Raw genomic sequence first — 18,014 nt, forward strand, 5'->3', positions numbered from 1 at the left:
ATGTGCAGGAGGCGGGTCCCTGAAACACAATGCCCCCGCCGGAAGGCCTGGCGAGGGCATTGGACAGATCCGTCCCGGTCAGTCCCAGTCGGGGGACATCTCCCCTGGCGAGATGATCCGCCCGTCGGTCCGCGCGAGGCCGTGGATGGCCTGCGTCTCGGCAGCGCTCAGCGCGAAGTCGAAGATGCCAAAGTTCTCGGGCAGACGCCTGAGCTTCGCTGTCTTCGACAGACTTACCACGCGGGGCTGCTGGACCAGCCAGCGCAGGGCAACCTGGGCGGCCGTTTTACCGTGCGCCGCGCCGATATCCTGCAGAACCTCCTCCTGCGGCACCAGGCCATCGGCCATGCCGTAGTAGCCGGTCAGCGCCATGCCGAGGTCTTCGCAGGCCTTCAGAACCGGCGCTTGGCTGAGATAGGGGTGATATTCCACCTGGTTGGTGGCCAGCGGTGCGTCGGAGAGCTCTGCCGCCTCGTGCATCTCGGCGGTGTTGTAGTTGCTGACACCGATGTGGCGCGCCATGCCGCGCGTCACCGTCTGGTTCAGTTGCGCGATCTGCACATCGCGCGGGGTGGCGCTGCCATGCGGCCAGTGCAGCAGCAGCAGGTCGACGTGGTCGACGCCCAGCTTCTTCAGGCCCTCCTCGACGGAGGGCAGGAAGTCGGCCTCGGCGAAATTGCTCACCCAGACCTTGGTGGTCAGAAAGATCTCGTCCCGGGCCAAGCCAGAGGCACGGATCGCCGCGCCCACAGCGGCCTCGTTGCCATAGATCTGGGCGGTATCGATATGGCGGAAGCCAAGCTTCAGCGCCTCGGGCAGCACGGCGGCCACCTCGGCGGCGTCCATGCGGAACGTGCCAAAGCCCAGTGCGGGGATTTCCGCCCCATTTGCGGTTACGTTATGCATCTCGGTTTCCTTCATTTGCCCTTGGGCGGCCGTGTCTGTTCGGCGTGCTGGCGCGCCTTGTCCTCTTCCGACTGGAACTTGCGCTCGGCTCCGATCTTCTGCGTCGCCGCATCGCCGCCGATGACGCTGTTCACGCCATTTCGCATCGCCTCGACACCTTGCCGGGCGACAAGCGCCGGATCGTTCTTCCAGCTGTTGTCGCCGAAACGGGTCGCATCCATACCGGCGCGGTGGTGGAATTCGGTCGCTGTGGCACCGGGATGCAGCAGGGTGACGCAGACCCCGGTCCCGCGCAATTCTTCGCGCAGGCCGTGCCCGAAGGAGGTCATGAAGGCCTTCGACGGCCCATAGACGCTCTCATATGGGGTGGGTCCGAAAGCCGAGATCGAGCTGACCATCAGGATCCTGCCCCGGGTCTCGATCAGGTCGGGCACGAGCGCATGGCACAGCCGCACGGTCGAGCCGATGTTCAGCTCGATCAGGTTGAGGTGCCGCTCCAGCGCGATGTCAAGGAAGGCGCCGCCGACCGCGATACCGGCGTTCAGGACCATGACATGCAGCGGGCCCGCGGCACGTACGGCATCGATGACCTGCTGCACCCCCTCGGGCCGCGACAGATCAGACTGCACCGCGACAACGTCGCAGCCCATGGCGCGCAACTCTTCCGCCGTCGCATGGACCGCGGCACTGATCCCGGTGATGATCAGGTCATGGCCATCTGCGGCCAGCAGTTTGGCGATCTCTTGCCCGATCCCGCTGGATCCGCCGGTGACAAGTGCGTGGGGTTTCACGATTTCATCCATTGGGCAAAGTCCTCCTTGTAATCGGGGTGCCAGCGCGACAGCGCAGGGCGGTTGCGGATCATGTCGTCGGCGGCCCAGCGGATGCGTTTCGCATCCATCGCGGGCGTCACCTCGTTGTCGGGGCACAGGATGTAGAAGTCGCCGTTCAGCAGCCGGGCCATGAAGTAATCGACCATCTGTTCAGCCGACCACGGCGCGTCGGGCCTGGTGTCGCCGGGCTGTGCGTCGGGGAAATTCATCGGGGTGTAGGTGTAGCCCGGCACCAGCAGATGCGCCGAAAGGCGGCCATCGGTGGCGTTGCGCAGCTCGTGCTCCAGCTGCTCGGTCAGCACCTTGATACCAGCCTTGGCGACGGAATAGGCAGCCTGGCCGGGTGGCGTGGTGATGCCCTCCTTGGAGCCGAGGTTGACGATGGCACCGGGCCCATCGCCTGCGATCATGTCCGGCACGAAGAGGTGCTGCATCCGCAGGGCGGAGGTAAAGTTCACGTCCAGCACCTCGCGCCACTCTTCTGGCGAGGCCCACGGCCCCGGTCGACGCATCATGCCCGCGTTATTGATCAGCAGCTGCGGCACGCCGAATTGGTCGGTCACCGCTCTGTGCAGGTCCCCGCAATCCTTTGCCAAGGCTGCATCCCCTGTCACCGTCAGCACTTCGGTGTTCAGCCCGGTCGCAAACGCTTCGAGCGCCTCGGCGTCGCGGTCGAAAAGTGCCAGCTTCATGCCCCGCGCGGCGAGATCTTCGGCGATAGCGGCACCGATGCCCTTCGCCGCACCCGTGATGACGGCGGTCTTGCCGGGAGAGACGATGTCTTGCATGCGCGTCATGGATCAGCCCTTTCGTTGGAATTTCAGCGCGATGGTAAAGATGACCAGCCCGGCCAGCGCGAGCGCCGCGCCCACGTAGCCGGTCGAGGCCCAGCCCAGGCCCGCCGAGATCGCGAGCCCGCCAGTCCAGGCGCCGATGGCATTCGAGAGGTTGAAAGCGGAGTGGTTCATCGCCGAGGCCAGCGACTGTGCGCGGGGGGCCGCGTCCATCAGCCGGGCCTGCAGAGCCGGGACCAGGGCAAATCCGATGCCCACGAGGAACAGCCCCAGCCCCGCCAGCCAGACATTGGCCGCGACCGCACCGAAAAGCGCCAGCGTCGCCGCCGTCCAGGCAAAGAACCCCAGGATCGCGCCGGTCAGGGATTTGTCCGCCAGCCGGCCGCCCAGCGTGTTGCCCACGACCATGCCCAGCCCCCACAGCGCCAGCATCCACGGCACCTGTGCCCTGGCGATCCCGGTGACCTCGGTCAGCGTCGGCGTGATGTAGCTGTAGACCGCGAACATCCCGCCGAAGCCGATGGCCGCCGTCGCCAGCGTCAGCCAGACCTGCAGGGCGCCGAAGGCCGACAGTTCCGAGAGAGGGGACGCATCCCTTTCTGCGGGCCGCTTCGGCACAATCAGCAGGAGCAGGATGAAGAGCAGCACGCCGCCTGCCGCCACCGACCCGAAGGCCGAGCGCCAGCCGAAGACCTGCCCCATCCATGTCACCAGCGGCACGCCCGCCACATTCGCGGCTGCAAGCCCCAGCATGACATGCCCGATGGCCTGCGTGCGCTTCTCGCGCGGCACGAGGGATGCCGCCACCAGCCCCGCCGTGCCGTAATAGGCCCCGTGCGGCAGCCCGGCGACAAAGCGCGCCACGCCGATCTGGCCAAAGCGCGCGGCCAGCGCCGAACCGGCATTGCCCAACACGATCAGAATGGCGAGCGCCATGAGCAGCCGGCGCTTTTCCATCCGCGCGGTGACGACAGTGAGCAGCGGCGCACCGACCACGACCCCGATGGCATAAAGGCTCACCAGGTGGCCAGCAGCAGGCACGTCCACTTGATAGGTTTCCGCAATCGAGGGCAGGAGACCCATGGCCGCGAACTCGGCCGTGCCGAGGAACAGCCCGCCGAGCGCAAGGACGAATTGAGCGATGGCAATTTGCATTCGGGGCTCCTGTCTTGCCTTGCGGACGACAGGTAGCGGCACGACGGGCTGAGGATAAGACAAGCACAGCTGCACGCAGCGTTGAGTGAAATTCACCACACACAGTGTTATATCTGGCCGGAAGGAGCCGTCATGAAACTCAACCGTACCGATCTCGGGGATCTCAACCTGTTCAGGACCATCGCCGAGACGGGCGGTTTCCGGAAGGCTGCGGCCGAATTGGACCTCTCGCCATCCGCGCTCAGCCATGCCATGCGGGGCCTTGAGGCGCGCCAAGGGGTGCGCCTGTTCAATCGCACCAACCGCAGTGTCACCCTCACCCATGCGGGCCGCGAATTGCTGGCGCATGTGCAAGCCGGGTTTGATGCCATCGAAGGCGGGCTTGAGGGGCTGAACCGCTACCGGGATCGCCCAGCGGGCCATTTGCGGATCAACGTTCCCTCGGATGCGGCCCGCCTTGTGCTGGCACCGATCATCGCAGACTACATGCGCCAGTTTCCCGACGTCAGGGTCGAGATCGAGATCAACGACCATGTCATCGACATTGTGCAGGAAGGGTTTGACGCGGGCATCCGCTACGGTGGCACCGTGCCGGAGGACATGATCGCCCTGCCGATCGGCCCCAAGCTGCGCTGGCTGGCGGTGGCCTCGCCGGAATACCTCGCTGCGGCGCCACCGTTGGAGCACCCTAAGGATCTGAGAAATCATCGCTGCATCGGCCTGCGCATGGGAACCGGCAGGATCTACAACTGGGAGCTGGAACGCGGTACCGACGAGGAGGTCGAACTTGCTCTCGACTGGTCCGTCATCGTCAACGAAACGATCCTGTCATTGGAAATCGCAAAAGGCGGCGGGGCAATCTGCTACACGCTTGAAGACCGGGTCCGGGCAGAATTGGAAACTGGAGAGCTGCTTCACGTCTTGCCGGACTGGTCCTCCATGGGCCCGGCCTTCCACCTTTATTATCCCAGCCGCAGGCAATTGCCCGAAGCGCTCCGGGCGCTGCTGCGGTCCATGCAGGGCAGGAATGTGTGTCCGAGCAATTCCACGTCACCGTGGTAATGGCCTGCCCTCGCGCTGACCGAGATCCGCGCGCGCCTGTCGATCCTCGCGCAGCGCGGCCGCATCGGCCCGGTGATCACCAGCGAGCGCACAGGCCTGCCCTACAACACCCACAGCTGGAGCCAGGCCTACCGCCGGATCCGCAATGACCTGGGGCTGCCGGCCGACCTGACGATCATGGACACGCGCGCTGGCCTCGCAGGCCTGGCGCTCGGCCCACCCCTGCTCGACCACACCGGCCAGGATGGGCCGAATGGTCGAGTTCGAGACCTTCGCCAAGTCGGACACGGCGGTGTAGGTCGGCTTCACGCCGCGCTCCATCAAGGCGCACCGCAGTCAGCCCTGCCTGCGATCACTGCTATGCCGAGGGCTGGGCGAAGCGCAGTGGGCATGTCCAATGGGGGCCGCACGGTGGGCGTCGCCGCACGAAGACCTGGGGCAACCCGGTCAAGTGGAACCGGCAGGCCAAAGGCGCCGCCGAGCGCCCGCGCGTCTTCTGCGCCAGCTTGGCCGACGTCTTCGACAACCACCGCAGCATCAAGAACGCATGGCGTCTGGATCTGTGGCATCTGATCCGGCAGACGCCGAACCTCGACTGGCTGCTGCTGACGAAGCGCCCGCAGAACATCGCGCGCTACCTGCCCGCAGATTGGGGTGACGGCTATCCGAACGTCTGGCTAGGCACGACGGTCGAGAACCAGGAAGAGGCAGACCGGCGCATCCCGGCGCTGCTGCGCGTCCCGGCGTGCATCCGCTTCCTTTCCATGGAGCCGCTGCTGGGGCCGGTCGATCTGACCCCATATCTCTGGGGCCGTACGGACCCGTGCCCTGATTGCCCCCGAGATGCTGACTGCGATTGCGGATCGCTTCCAAGGCATATGCTTGGGGAGGAGCTAGACCTGGATTGGGTCATCACGGGCGGCGAGAGCGGACCGAGCTTCCGTCATGCCGATCCTGACTGGTTCCGGTCCCTGCGCGACCAGTGTGCCGACGCTGGGGTGCCGTTCCTTTTTAAGCAATGGGAGGGGCGCCACCAGAAGGAGATCAAGGCCAAGGGCCGCGCGCTCGATGGCGTTGTGCATGACGGATACCCGGAGGTGCGCCGTGGCTGACCATCCCATTCTGTTCAGCGGGCCGATGGTCCGCGCGCTTCTCGAAGGGCGGAAGACGCAGACGCGGCGTATCATAAAGGCCGGGAAATACCCGCCTGAATTCTGCGGAGGGCGCCACGATGACAAGGGCGATCCATCCTGCTGGGGGTGGGAAGACTGCCATTGGGGCGAGTGGATTACGCTCGATCAGTGGATCAATTACACCTTCGTTCCATATCGCGTCGGAACCCGCCTCTGGGTGCGCGAGGCGTGGGCGCCGATTGATGCCTGCACCCACATCGACCCCGGATCACAGGCGCTCGCTGATCGCGGTTTCTATCGCGCTGATCACCCTGTCGATTGCGGAGACGTGTCACGCTGGCGACCCTCAATCCATATGCCCCGGTGGGCCAGCCGCCTGACCCTGCGCGTCACCGATGTGCGCGTGCAGCGGCTGCAGGAGATCAGCGACACTGACGCGGTGGCAGAGGGCGTTGAGCCTTATGGCCTGGCGACATGGAAAAATTACCAGAGCGATGGGGTAACTCATTGCGTCCTTAATGCAAGGAGCAGCTTCCGCACCCTCTGGGACGGCCTCAACGCCAAGCGCGGCTTCGGCTGGGACCAAAACCCGTGGGTCGCTGCCTACAGCTTCACCGTCCACCGCTGCAATATCGACAGCTTGGAGCCGGTAAACACCTGAAAAGGTGCCTCATTAAAGGTCCAGAAAATTAACATGAGGGGGTCAAAATGACTGACCACACGATGACCCGGGATGCTGCCTGTGGCAGCGCCCGATGGGCGGCGGGCTTCATGGGCATGAGCATCCGCACCTTCTACAGCAAGCGCCCGACCCTTGAGGCCAAGGGCTTCCCGCGCCCGGACCCCGTCCTGAACCTCTACATCAAGGCCGACGTGAAGGCCTGGCTGGAGAAACGCCGCCGCATCCAGGATTCGGATAAGGTGGTCGTCGGCATCGAGAGACCGAGCATCAATCTCGACGCCCTCTGATCCGCATGGTGCTCCAAAACGAAAGTGAACCTCATGGCTTACAAGGAAGCCCTCTGGGATGGGTCCGACCCGTCCTATGCCCCAGGCGCGGTAAGGTCCCGCGACCTGTGGTACTGGAAGCCCAGCACGAAATTCCGCCAGCTGGGCTACCCCAAGACCTCTGTGCGGCTGACCGGCGCACATGGCGATGGTCAGGATCTGGTCCGGGCGCGGGAATGCCGCGAGCTGACCCGCGAGATGCTGGCCCATTTCGGCGCAGGCATCGAGCAGCACGAGGTCGGCACCTGGGGCTGGCTGATCCACCGCTTCACGACCGACCGGCACAGCCCGGTCCACGGCGTCAAGGCGAACACGCGCAGCAACTATGTCTGGATCCTCGATCGCTGGACGAAGGCCATCGGCTCCGTGCAGATCGCGAGCACGGATTACACGACGATCTGCGACCTGCGCGACGGCATGAAGGCGAAGGGGCGCGATGCCGCCTACATCCACCGCATGTTCGAGCGCCTGCGCGCTGTCGCGAAATACGGCAAGCTGCTGAAGCACGCGCCGGCGCGCGAGGTTTCGGACATCCTGCGCGACATGCGCTTCCAGTCGCCGCCGCGCCGCTCGGTGACGCCAACGCGCGACCAGATCCGCGCCATCGTGGACGAAGCCGATGCCCGGGGCATGTTCGGGTTCTCGACCGGGCTGCTGATCCAATGGGTCTTCTGCCTGCGCGCCGTCGATGTGCGGGGCCAATGGCTGGACTGCAATCCGAACGAGGGCGGCATCGTCCGCGAGCTGTCGCGCAACCGGAGCCAGATCGGGCTGCCGCAGAAATTCGAGCGCTGGCAGGACGGCCTGACCTGGGACATGCTGGATGACGGCCTGACCTATTTCGAGAAGGTCATCTCCAAGACCTCGAAGTCGATGCCCGACCCGATCCGGTTCGAGCTGACCGATGCGCCCGAGATCCGCGCGCGCCTGTCGATCCTCGCGCAGCGCGGCCGCATCGGCCCGGTGATCACCAGCGAGCGCACGGGCCTGCCCTACAACACCCACAGCTGGAGCCAGGCCTACCGCCGGATCCGCAATGACCTGGGGCTGCCGGCCGACCTGACGATCATGGACACGCGCGCCGGCGCGCTGACCGAGGCGAAGAACCTGGGCGTTGACCCCTACATCCTGCGGGATGCGGGCCAGCACCTGAACGTGACGACGACCGACCGCTATGCGCGTGGCCGGAACGATTCCATCGCCAAGGTCGTCAAGCTCCGCAGCGGGGCCTGAGACCACCGACACAACGGCGACACAACGCGCCCTGATGGCACAACGAAATTCACGCTAAGTTATTGATTTTTGGTGCCCCCACACGGACTCGAACCGCGGACCCACTGATTACAAATCAGTTGCTCTACCAGCTGAGCTATAGGGGCACTCAGGCGGGGTGTACGCGGCTTCCGGGCACCGATCAAGGGGGATTTGGCAGACCTCTCCTCGCCCACCCCGCCCCCCTTGTCAGCGGCAGGGTGTCGCAACCCGGCCCGCACCCGGCAGCCCTCTGCGAAACCCCCTTGGCCTGTGGGATTGCCAATGTATACCTGTGGTTGAGCGAGGAAAGGAACGCGCATGCAGATCGCCCTCCACGCCGGGCTGCACGCCACCGACGAGGACCGCCTGATCCGCGGATTGCTGAAGAACCGCGATGCGCTGTTCGGCGCCGGGATCTGTGTGCCCGGCCCCTCGCGCTATCGCCGCCCGCTGCGCGACGCCCTGCACGAGCTGATCAAGGCCCCCGCCACCGCCGCCACGCGGCAGGCGCTGATGGCGCAGATCTCGGACCATGATGCGCCCTCGCGGCTGGTTCTGTCGCACGAAAACCTGTTCTGCGTGCCCAAGCTCGCGCTGCAGGAGCGCCAGCTTTACCGCACCGCCGAGGGGCGCCTGGCCGACCTCGCTGAACTCTTTCCCGGGGATGACATCACGCTCTACCTCGGGCTGCGCAACCCGGCGTCCTGGATTCCCGACCTGTTCCGCCTGACCCCGGAGGAGGACTTTACCGCCTTCCTCGACGGCTACCGGCCCCGCGACCTGCTGTGGTCTGACCTGATCCGACGGCTGCGCGGCGCGGCCCCCGAGATCCCCCTGACGATCTGGTGCAACGAGGACACGCCGCTGATCTGGGGCGACATCCTGCGCCGGATGACCGGCCTGCCGCCCGAGGCGCCCGTCGCCGGCGGCTGGGACATGCTGCGCGAGATCATGGCCCCCGAAGGGCTGACCCGGTTCCGCGATTTCCTGGATGGCCATCCCGGCATCGACGAAACCCACCGCCGCCGGGCCGCCGAAACGATTCTGGCGCGCCACGCCCTGCCCGATGCGCTGAGCCAGACCATTGCCCTGCCCGGCTGGGACGATGCGCTGGTCGAGGACCTGACCCGCCTCTACGAGGACGACATCGAGGACATTGCCCGCATCGACGGCGTCTGCCTGATCCGGCCGTGACCCGCTGACGGACCGGGCGCCACCGCCCGGTCCCGGCCCCCGCCCCGGCATCATGCCCGGCGGGAAGGCCCTGAAACATGGCCCTTCGGGCTCAGCTCATGCCGAGGGCTTCCATGTACATTTCCAGCACCGCCTCTTCCTCGGCAATGTCGTTCTTGTCGCGCTTGCGCAGCGCGATGATCTTGCGCATCACCTTGGTGTCGTAGCCACGGCCCTTGGCCTCGGCCATGACCTCTTTCTGCTGGTCGGCAATATCCTTCTTCTCGGCCTCCAGGCGCTCGAAGCGCTCGATGAACTGGCGCAGCTCGCCCGCGGAGACGCGGTAGTTTGCCTCGGCAAGGCTTTCCTGTTCTTCCATCTCGATCCCTCTGATGCTTGTCCCGCCCGCAGCGGCAGGCCCTTTTGCTAGCCGCGCAGGCCTTCTGCCGCAAGGGGCGCCGCACCGCTTGCATCGCGCCCTCTGCTGCTTTACGCGCAGGGCCGGACACAGGTGGCGGCGGAGGACGCGCGATGGAATGGCTGATCTGGATCGGGACGGCGGTCTCGGCATGTGGGCTGACCGGGCTGGTCTGGTCGATCGTCCGCGTCGCCCGGGCCAAGCGCGCCCAGCTGGAAGATGCCGAACTGCGCGAAGCCGTGCGCCGCGCCATGCCGCTGAACATGGGCGGGCTGGCATTGTCGGTCATCGGGCTGATGATGGTGATCACCGGCATCTCGCTCAGCTGAGCGGACCTGAGACACCCTGACGCAGGGGCAGCGCCCGTCAAGGCGGCAAAACCCAGGCCCCCCGGGGGATCGCACGGCCCTGCAAGGGACTGTTAACACCGAATCACGACATGTTTCAGCGCCGCAGCATTTCTGCGGCATTGCGGCAAAAGTCATTGGTGCGACTACAAAAAACCCGCCGGATATATCACCGGCGGGGCTCTTGATGGCAATGCGGCCGCCCATGACGGGCGGCAGGCGGTCTTAGATGGGCATGTTGTCGAACCGGGATTCGATGGCCTCGTTGGTGAGGTCCTCCTGCAGACGGCGCAGGTTCGGCGGCACTCCCAGACCCTTCCTGGAGAAATCTCCAACAAGTTCATGGAGTTTCGAGAGGTGCTGATGGCGGTTGCCCGGCCGCGTCCCCGCGATCAGATCCGAGACATCGGCCAGTTTCCGGTGCAGTTCACTTGATGTGGCAGTATTCATGACTCTCTCCTCCGGAAGTTGCGAGGACGACCGGGGCAGCAAATTGGCTGTCTGGCGCACCCTCGCAATTTCATGCTGACACCGGGCGCGTCTCCCATCGCGGTCCGGCTGGGTTAGACTATAACCAAAGTCGTAGTCTGCGCCAAAGAAAATGACTCAGGCTCTTCCCGACCCGCCGAAACGGGCCTATGTCCGGGCAGCGCCAGACGCAGGCACCACAGGAGTCCAGGCATGAACATTCGTCAGATCACCCCGAGCTATTCCGTCTCTCCGCAGATCGAACCCACGGACCTGCCCGCGATCCGCGCGGCCGGGTTCGCCCGCGTCATCTGCAACCGCCCCGACGCCGAAAACCCGCCCAGCCACCAGGCCGAGGCCATGGCCCTTGCCGCCGAACAGGCTGGCATCGACTTTGTCGTGCTGCCGCTGACCCATGACACCATGACCCCCGACAACGTCGCCCTGCAGATGGAGATGCTGGAGACCGCCGGTGGCCCGGTGCTGGCCTATTGCGCCTCGGGCACGCGCAGCTCGGTCATCTGGTCGCTGGGCCAGGCCGTGGCGGGCACCCCCGTGGACGAGATCCTGGCCACCACGGCGCGGGCAGGCTACGATCTGGGCGGCCTGCGCCCCCGCCTGCAGCAGATCCTCGGCTGAGGCACGCTGCCGCCCACGGGGCCGGTCAGACAGGGGCGCCGCACAGGGCGCCCCTTTTGCCATCTGCCCCGGCATCCTGCGCAGGACCGCCGCGTGACCGCCCCCGGATCCCCGGGCGCGGCAGCCCCAACGGCGGGATCCGCCCCCCGGACCTTCGCGGGTCGGGTCTGCCCGAAGCCCCTCGCCCCTCCGGCCGGCCACAGGTCGGCCTTCTCCGGGCCAGTCGGTCAAAGGCCAGCCAGTCACCAGCTGTTCAAAGGCCAATCCTTCAAAGACCCGCCCTTCAAAGACCAGTCCTCAAATGGCAAAGCCTCTCAAGTCCGGCCATCCCTCCGGCAATCTTTCGCCGGACATTGTCAAGAAATCGGGGAACAGGCGGAACAGAGTGGATCTGCAAACACCCTCCCGCCATTCCGCCCGCAGGCAAAAGCGGTTGGCCATAGGGCGCCATAAAGGAACAACATCCTAGAATTTCAGGATAATTTCAGGATCCTGGAGGTTCTCGACACAATCTCCGGGTGGCCCTCCCTCGGACAGCCCGCCGTCACCGATGGGCGCCCGGTCGCGATCCGCCTCCCCCGCGCCGGACGTCCCTCAGCCTTGGATCCGGCGGAAATGCCCCCGATGCCCGCGCCATCCCCGGACAGGCGCGTCGGACGGAAAGCTGCCGCCGGGACCCTGCCCGACCGCCAACCGGGTACGGACCCGGTGGTGGCGCCTCAACCGTCCAGATCCGGCAGGTCCCCCATCGGCGCCATGGCGAAGGAGGGGAAGTCCTCTTCGCCCTCGCCCCCCAGCTCTGGCAGATCCGACAGGTCCGGCAGGTCGTCGAAAGACAGCGGCGGCAGCGGATCCGGTTCAGCCTCGGGCTCGGCCCCGGGCAGATCCATCGCGCCCATATCAAGCGCCGGCAGATCCGGCAGCGGCTCGGGGTCGGGCGCCGCCGTGGCGGGCATGGTCCAGTCGTCCTCCCCGGCCGAGGGATCGGCGGGTTCGAACCCATCGGGTGCCCCGCCCAGCAGGCCGCGGGCCTCGGCCAGTTCGGCCATGGTCAGGCGCACCGCGCGGAAGCCGTTCATCTGCCCCAGCCGCACCTGCCCGATGCAATGCGGCCGGCCGGCATCGCCGGTGGTTTCCAGCCGCGTCTCGGTCAGGGCCGAACGCGGCACCGAAATGACATCCCCGACCTTCAGGCGGCTCATGTCGCGCAGCGGCATCCTGACCCGGTGCAGCACCGCCTGGATCGTCGCCGGCGCCGACAGGACCGCCGCGCCCAGCGTGCGCCCGTCGCCACTGGCATCGCTGCCCACGAAGATCTCGGGCGGCGGGGGACGGTCCGGGAAGGCCATGCGGATCATGCCGCGCTTGATGCCACCGCCGAACTCGACCTCGAGGGTGAACAGGGTGAATTCCGCCGCATCCAGCGCCAGCCCCATCAGCCGCAGGTTCTCGATCCGCGAACCAAAGCGGAAACCGGTCAGCCACCAGCTGTCGCGGTCGCCCTCAAGCATCATCGAGACCCGCAGGAACACATCGTCCAGGAACGGCGCCATCAACGCCGCGTCGGTGGCGGTGGGGGCGCGGGCCTCGGGCTCGGAATGGCTGACGTAGCCCATGGTGTTCTGTTCCACCAGCGCCGAGGTCGCGGGCAGATCCATCGCCACCACGCCCACACAGCGCTCCGGCCCGTCGGTCAGCAACAGCAGCATGTCGTCCGACAGATGCCCCTTCAGCCCCTCGGCCGAAACGACATCCGACGTTGCCGAAATCACCACCAGCGGCAGTTCCAGCAGTTCATCGGCACTTTTCGCACAGGCCAGACGCAAGGCCTTGGCCGGCGACATCGAGCGCGCAAGGTGGACCTCGCGGGCTGCGGACGCCTTTCTGCGCAAGATTGCGTTGGATTTGCTGCTGGACATTCTTCTCCGCCACCGCCAACCGCGGACATTCCCCTGTATCTAGGGGCCCGAAGGTTACCATTCGATTGAAACCGGCCTAGCGGGCGGCAACTTCGCCGCGGCGCGGCAAGGTGATGCGGAAGGCGCCGCCGCCCTGACCCGGCAGATAGGCGATGGTGCCGCCCAGACGGGCCATGATCTCGCGGCAGATGGCCAGACCCAGGCCCGCGCCACCGGCCTTCTGATCCCCGACCCGGGCGAATTTCTCGAAGATGACGGCCTGCTGGTCATGCGGCACGCCACTGCCATTGTCGGTGAAATCGACACTCCAGGCGCGGGCACTGCCCGAGACGGTGATGCGCAGGTCCGGCCGGGGGGCGTCGCAATATTTGCGGGCATTGGCGATCAGGTTGATGAAGACCTGCGTCAGCCGGTCGGCATCGGTCACCACCAGCGCGCTTTCGGCGATCCGGTCGCGGCGGATCCGCAGGCCTGCGGCCTCGGCGCGGGTGGCGTCGATGGCGCGGTCGATGACCTCGGACAGCTGGACGGTCACCAGGTTCAGCGTCACCTTGCCGTTTTCCAGCACCGACAGGTCCAGCAGGTCATCCAGCAGCCGCGTCAGCCGCAGCGCCTCGTCATGGATGATGCGGGCATAGCGTGCCTTCTGCTCGGGCGTCATGTCGGGGACATCGCGCAGGATCTCCGAGAACGAGCGGATCGAGGTCATCGGCGTGCGCAGCTCGTGGCTGATCTGGCTGAGGAAGGCGTCCTTTTGCAGGGAAATCTGGGTCAGCGTCTCGTTCGCCTGGCGCAGCTGGCGGGCGGTGCGCACCAGCTCGGCCGACTTGGCCTCCAGCTGGCTGGAATATTCCATGATCTGCGCGGTTTCATCCGCCACCGCCAGCAGGTCCTCGACCGAGACGGCGGCGCGGCCGACGATCTGGCTGACCATGGCATGGGCGGTGGCCGCGCCCACCGATCCCGACAGCTCGCGCTCAAGCCGCAGCAGGAAGGCGGCCGAGGGATCGGGCAGCACGCCCTTCAGGCCCTGACGCTCGGCCTCGGCCTGAAACAGCGCCTGCGCTTCGCGCGCGCCCAGCAGGCGCTGCGCCATGATCAGCAGGTCCTCGCTCTGGGCGGTGCCGCCGGACCAGCTGCGCGGCGTCGCGGAATGCTGGAAGACATTGACGAACTGGGCGCCCTGCAGGCGCTCCATCGGGCTGGGGAACGACAGCAGCGAGGCCAGCGTGAAAGCCAGCGCGTTCAGCAGGATCGACCACAGCACCCCATGCACCAGCGGATCCAGCCCCGCGATCCCCAGCAGCGCCTGCGGCCGCAGCCAGTCCAGCCCCCAGGGCCCCTGCGCCAGCACCGATGCCGGGATCACAACGCCGTCGCCGAACGAGGGCAGAAAGAGGCACCACAGCCAGATCGCGAACCCCGTGGCCAGCCCCGCCAGCGCCCCCATCCGCGTCGCCCCCCGCCAGAAGATCCCCCCCAGCATCGGCACCAGGAACTGCGCCACGCCGGAAAAGCTGATCAGCCCGATCGAGGCCAGCGCCGCGCCGCCCCCCGACAGCCGATAGTAAAGGTATCCCAGGAACAGCACCCCGATGATCGACACCCGCCGGGCGCTGATCACCACATGGCGCACATCGCCCGACACCATCGCCCCCTGCCCGGCCTGCATCTTCAGCCAGATCGGCATGACGATGTGGTTCGACACCATGGTCGACAGCGCGATTGCCGCCACGATCACCATCGAGGTGGCCGAGGAAAACCCGCCGATGAAGCTGAAGACCGCCAGGCCGTTCTGCCCCTCGGACAGCGGCAGGGTCAGCACGAACATGTCGGGATTGGAGCCCTCGGGCAGCAGCGACAGCCCGGCGATGGCGATCGGCATGACGAAAAGGCTCATGGCGATCATGTAGGCGGGAAAGGCCCAGGCGGCGGTGCGCAGGTGACGCTCGTCCTCGTTTTCCACCACCAGCACCTGGAACATCCGCGGCAGGCACAAAAGGGCGGCACCCGACAGAAAGATCAGCCCCGACCAGCGCCCGCCCGCCACCTGCCAGTGGCCCAGATCCGCATGGGCATCGATGGCCGCCAGCGTCTGCGCGACGCCGCCGCCCAGCCCCCAGACGGTGAAGATGCCCACCGCCAGCAGCGCGCACAGCTTGACCACCGCCTCGACCGCGATGGCGATGACGACGCCGTGGTGGCGCTCGTTGGCATCCAGGTTGCGGGTGCCGAACAGCACCGTGAAGGCCGCCAGCCCCGCCGCCACCCACAGCGCCAGGGATTGCGTGTCGGCCACAGCGCCGGGGCCCTGGGGGGCGGCAAAGACGGCAAAGCTTTGTGTCACGGATTGCAGCTGAAGGGCGATGTAGGGCGTGGTGCCCACCACCGCGATGGCCGTCACCGCCACCGCCAGCAGGTTCGACTTGCCGAACCGGGACGAGATCAGGTCGGCCACCGACGTGACCCGCTGGCTGCGCCCGATCCGCAGGATCTTGCGCAGCCCCACCACCCAGCCGATCATCACCAGCGAGGGGCCGATGTAGATCGTCAGGTATTCCAGCCCCGAACGCGCCGCATAGCCGACGGCGCCGTAGAACGTCCAGGCGGTGCAGTAGACCGACAGCGACAGCGTGTAGACCAGCGGGGCGCGCAGCCAGCCCTTGCCGCCGCGCCGCGCCGCGCGGTCGGCGGCGAAGGCGATCAGGAACAGGAAGGCGCCATAGGTCAGGCAGACCGCGATCAGCAGGTTCAGCGAGGGCATCTAGCGGCTCTCTCCCGGCTCCTGCGGCAGAGGCTGAGGCTGGGGCGCGCGCCCGGTGTCGAAGGCCCCCGCGTCATAGGCGTCCAGCGCATCTTCCGGCAGCCGCCGCACCAGCAGCGCCGCGACGATGGCCAGCCCCGCCCAGACCCCGAAGATGTAAAGGATCGCGCGCGAGGCGGGCACGCCGCCCTCTGCCACAGGCGTCGCCGGCCACAGCATCGGCAGCGCCAGCAGCCCCAGCCCCAGCAGCGGCAGCAACCGCACCGCATCGATCAGCCGGCGCAACCGGTAGCTGCGGCGTTCAAGAAAGACCGGGCCGCGCGGGCGCCTCATGGGGCGATCAGCGCGTTCACCGCCTGCAGCACCTCGGCGTTGGAGAACGGCTTGGTCATGAAATGGCTGGCGCCGGCCTCGGCCGCCAGGCGGCGTTCGCGGGCCTGGCCCCGGGCGGTCAGGATCAGCACCGGCAGATCCCCCGTCGCCGCATCGGCGCGCAGGTCCCGCAGGATGTCATAGCCCGAGCGCCCCGGCAGCATCACGTCCAGGATCACCAGATCGGGCTTGCGCCGCTGCACCGCCTGCACCGCATCGACGCCGTTGGCATGGGTCGCCACGCGCCAGCCATCCCGCGACAGGATAAAGCCGATCGCCTCGCTGATGTTCGGCTCGTCCTCGATGACAAGCACGGATTTGCCCATTCGGTCCTCCCCTCCCTCCTGGCCAAGTCACACAGGTGTTACCAGCCTTTGGCCGCTTCGGGAAAGCACCATCTGCGCCGCGCGGCTTTTGCCGCAGGCTCAGGGGGCCTCGGCCAGGATCGAGGGGTCGCGGCGGCCGCGGCAATCGGGCTTGGGGCAGATCCGGCAGGTGATGCCGATGCGGGGCAGATCCGGCGTGACCTCGACCTCGGGGGCGGGCTGGAACAGCATGTGGGCCTCGAACATCGGTTCCCGGTTCGGCACCGGCGGGCCTGCGGGCTGGGCGATGGCATGGATGCGGAACACCCGGTCGCTGCGCCCCGCCAGCCGCACGACCGAGGCCAGCGGCATCATCGGCCGGCTGAGCGCCTGGAACAGCGGCCACAGCGGACAGGCCGCCCCGAAACGCGGCAGCGCGAAACGATCAAGCGGCTTGCGGAAGGTCAGCGTACCCGAGGCGTCGCAGGCCACCAGCCCCGGCACCGGCTGGCCCAGATCCTGCCAGACCGCGCGCGGCAGCGCCGCCAGCCGCCGCATCATCCGCGCCGGATCCAGCCCGAAACGCGCCGCCAGCGCCCCGGGATCCAGCCGCTCCGGCGCCCGCGGCAGCGCCGGGATCAGCCGTTCGGCCGGCAGAAGCTGCGCATCGGCGGCGTAGCGGCGCAGGATCCGCCGCGCCATGGCCTGCGCCGCGATGCTGCCAAGGGCTGCGCTGTCCAGCACCGCCTCGGCCAGCCCGCCGCCCTCCAGCGCGGGAAAATGGTAGTCATGGGCGGCCAGGAAGGCCTCGACCTCGTCCTCGGGGGTCGACAGATCCGCCGGGCGGTCGCCGTCGCCCTCCAGATCCGCCACCAGCCGCCGGGCGCCCTCGGCCAGGCGGGCGCTGTCCTCGGCGATGTTGCGCTGGAAGCGGTCGCGCCATTCGGGCTCCAGCGTGCGTTCGGCCACCAGGATCCCCGCCGCCGCATGGATCGCCGTCACGGTCGAGAGGACCTCGTGCAGCGAGGCCGCCAGATGCGGATCATGGCCCAGACGGTCGCTCAGGGCCTCGACGCTGCGTTCCAGCGTCGCCAGCCGCCGGTTCTGCACCGCCAGCACCCCCGCCCAGCCGGGAAAACGCCCCGAGAACTCCTCGATCTTCTCCAGCTCGGCCCCGGCCTGGGGCACGGCGGCGGCGGCCTGGCGCAGCGTTGCCAGCAGCGCGGCCTCGGCCCCCTCGCTCAGCGCCGAGGGTTCGACCCCCAGCTGCGCGGCCAGCGCCAGCAGCAGCTTGCCGCCGATTCTGCGGCGGTTGTGCTCGATCAGGTTCAGATACGAGGCCGAGATCCCCGCCGCCCGCGCCAGATCCGCCTGCTTCAACCCCAGGTGCAGGCGCCGGTCACGGATTCGCGTGCCGGTCAGTTCCCGCCCGCGCCCCTCTCGCGCCATGCGATTTCCCTGTCC

Annotated in this window: 19 protein-coding genes, 1 tRNA gene and 1 pseudogene; 8 read left to right on the forward strand and 13 right to left on the reverse strand. The window is 67.2% G+C overall.

The features are described 5' to 3' along the window. Positions 1–78: 78 nt before the first annotated feature. Genes AC2ITM_RS12660 through AC2ITM_RS12675 form a run of 4 tightly spaced genes read right to left on the reverse strand, consistent with a single transcriptional unit; the run spans position 79 to position 3,688 of the window. Positions 79–906, reverse strand: a complete 828-nt coding sequence (locus AC2ITM_RS12660; RefSeq protein WP_486466994.1) for an aldo/keto reductase — start codon at positions 904–906, stop codon at positions 79–81. Positions 907–917: 11 nt separating this feature from the next. Beyond that, positions 918–1,709, reverse strand: coding sequence for an SDR family NAD(P)-dependent oxidoreductase (locus tag AC2ITM_RS12665; RefSeq protein WP_486466995.1), 792 nt, complete (start codon positions 1,707–1,709; stop codon positions 918–920). Continuing rightward, a complete protein-coding gene (locus AC2ITM_RS12670) occupies positions 1,694–2,536 on the reverse strand; it encodes an SDR family NAD(P)-dependent oxidoreductase (protein ID WP_486466996.1) in 843 nt (280 codons plus the stop codon). The genes AC2ITM_RS12665 and AC2ITM_RS12670 overlap by 16 nt, the downstream gene beginning before the upstream one ends. A 3-nt stretch (positions 2,537–2,539) precedes the next feature. Continuing rightward, entirely contained in the window at positions 2,540–3,688 is a 1,149-nt protein-coding gene (locus AC2ITM_RS12675; RefSeq protein WP_486466997.1) for an MFS transporter, read from the reverse strand. A 132-nt stretch (positions 3,689–3,820) separates the two neighbouring features. On the opposite strand from AC2ITM_RS12675, the gene AC2ITM_RS12680 reads away from it, so the two are divergent. After that, complete coding sequence (locus tag AC2ITM_RS12680; RefSeq protein WP_486466998.1) at positions 3,821–4,750, forward strand: LysR family transcriptional regulator; 930 nt, start codon at positions 3,821–3,823, stop codon at positions 4,748–4,750. On the opposite strand, the gene AC2ITM_RS12685 is transcribed toward AC2ITM_RS12680, so the two are convergent. Further along, the gene (locus tag AC2ITM_RS12685; protein WP_486466999.1) at positions 4,739–5,059 is read right to left on the reverse strand and encodes a hypothetical protein; all 321 of its coding nucleotides are present in this window, start codon (positions 5,057–5,059) and stop codon (positions 4,739–4,741) included. The genes AC2ITM_RS12680 and AC2ITM_RS12685 overlap by 12 nt on opposite strands. A gap of 80 nt (positions 5,060–5,139) precedes the next feature. Here AC2ITM_RS12685 and AC2ITM_RS12690 point away from each other — a divergent pair. From AC2ITM_RS12690 to AC2ITM_RS12705, 4 genes and pseudogenes are all read left to right on the forward strand, one after another. Then, positions 5,140–5,862: pseudogene (locus AC2ITM_RS12690) on the forward strand (DUF5131 family protein); the annotation flags it as partial. After that, on the forward strand, positions 5,855–6,544 hold the full coding sequence (locus tag AC2ITM_RS12695; protein WP_486467000.1) for a hypothetical protein: 690 nt from the start codon (positions 5,855–5,857) through the stop codon (positions 6,542–6,544). The pseudogene AC2ITM_RS12690 and the gene AC2ITM_RS12695, both read left to right, overlap by 8 nt. Positions 6,545–6,591: 47 nt before the next feature. Further along, positions 6,592–6,852, forward strand: a complete 261-nt coding sequence (locus AC2ITM_RS12700; RefSeq protein WP_486467001.1) for a hypothetical protein — start codon at positions 6,592–6,594, stop codon at positions 6,850–6,852. Positions 6,853–6,885: 33 nt separating this feature from the next. Further along, a complete protein-coding gene (locus tag AC2ITM_RS12705; protein ID WP_486467002.1) occupies positions 6,886–8,124 on the forward strand; it encodes a recombinase in 1,239 nt (412 codons plus the stop codon). Positions 8,125–8,194: 70 nt separating this feature from the next. Here AC2ITM_RS12705 and AC2ITM_RS12710 read toward each other — a convergent pair. Beyond that, positions 8,195–8,270: transfer RNA gene (locus AC2ITM_RS12710), tRNA-Thr, on the reverse strand. 193 nt (positions 8,271–8,463) lie between these two features. On the opposite strand from AC2ITM_RS12710, the gene AC2ITM_RS12715 reads away from it, so the two are divergent. Continuing rightward, on the forward strand, positions 8,464–9,339 hold the full coding sequence (locus AC2ITM_RS12715) for a hypothetical protein (protein WP_486467003.1): 876 nt from the start codon (positions 8,464–8,466) through the stop codon (positions 9,337–9,339). A 91-nt stretch (positions 9,340–9,430) separates the two neighbouring features. Here AC2ITM_RS12715 and AC2ITM_RS12720 read toward each other — a convergent pair whose 3' ends face one another. Further along, the gene (locus AC2ITM_RS12720; protein ID WP_486467004.1) at positions 9,431–9,697 is read right to left on the reverse strand and encodes a DUF2312 domain-containing protein; all 267 of its coding nucleotides are present in this window, start codon (positions 9,695–9,697) and stop codon (positions 9,431–9,433) included. 152 nt (positions 9,698–9,849) lie between these two features. Between AC2ITM_RS12720 and AC2ITM_RS12725 the strand changes: the two genes are divergently transcribed. Continuing rightward, positions 9,850–10,065 (forward strand): hypothetical protein, encoded by a 216-nt coding sequence (locus tag AC2ITM_RS12725; protein WP_486467005.1) that lies wholly within the window; start codon positions 9,850–9,852, stop codon positions 10,063–10,065. 243 nt (positions 10,066–10,308) lie between these two features. Here AC2ITM_RS12725 and AC2ITM_RS12730 read toward each other — a convergent pair whose 3' ends face one another. Beyond that, positions 10,309–10,533, reverse strand: a complete 225-nt coding sequence (locus AC2ITM_RS12730) for a hypothetical protein (protein WP_486467006.1) — start codon at positions 10,531–10,533, stop codon at positions 10,309–10,311. A gap of 231 nt (positions 10,534–10,764) precedes the next feature. Here AC2ITM_RS12730 and AC2ITM_RS12735 point away from each other — a divergent pair, with 231 nt between their 5' ends. After that, the gene (locus AC2ITM_RS12735; RefSeq protein ID WP_486467007.1) at positions 10,765–11,190 is read left to right on the forward strand and encodes a protein tyrosine phosphatase family protein; all 426 of its coding nucleotides are present in this window, start codon (positions 10,765–10,767) and stop codon (positions 11,188–11,190) included. Between the two features lie 719 nt (positions 11,191–11,909). On the opposite strand, the gene AC2ITM_RS12740 is transcribed toward AC2ITM_RS12735, so the two are convergent. The 5 genes from AC2ITM_RS12740 to AC2ITM_RS12760 form a co-directional block, all read right to left on the reverse strand. Then, positions 11,910–13,109: a FliM/FliN family flagellar motor switch protein gene (locus AC2ITM_RS12740; RefSeq protein WP_486467008.1), complete on the reverse strand. Its 1,200-nt coding sequence runs from the start codon at positions 13,107–13,109 to the stop codon at positions 11,910–11,912. 76 nt (positions 13,110–13,185) lie between these two features. Next, positions 13,186–15,873 (reverse strand): ATP-binding protein, encoded by a 2,688-nt coding sequence (locus AC2ITM_RS12745; protein ID WP_486467009.1) that lies wholly within the window; start codon positions 15,871–15,873, stop codon positions 13,186–13,188. Beyond that, complete coding sequence (locus AC2ITM_RS12750) at positions 15,874–16,206, reverse strand: hypothetical protein (protein ID WP_486467010.1); 333 nt, start codon at positions 16,204–16,206, stop codon at positions 15,874–15,876. Then, complete coding sequence (locus AC2ITM_RS12755; protein ID WP_486467011.1) at positions 16,203–16,571, reverse strand: response regulator transcription factor; 369 nt, start codon at positions 16,569–16,571, stop codon at positions 16,203–16,205. The genes AC2ITM_RS12750 and AC2ITM_RS12755 overlap by 4 nt, the downstream gene beginning before the upstream one ends. Before the next feature lie 99 nt (positions 16,572–16,670). Further along, positions 16,671–17,999 carry a helix-turn-helix domain-containing protein gene (locus AC2ITM_RS12760; RefSeq protein ID WP_486467012.1) on the reverse strand — a complete coding sequence of 443 codons (1,329 nt, stop codon included), beginning with the start codon at positions 17,997–17,999 and terminating at the stop codon, positions 16,671–16,673. Positions 18,000–18,014 lie beyond the last annotated feature (15 nt).

The organism is Pseudooceanicola sp. NS-SX9 (assembly GCF_057380705.1).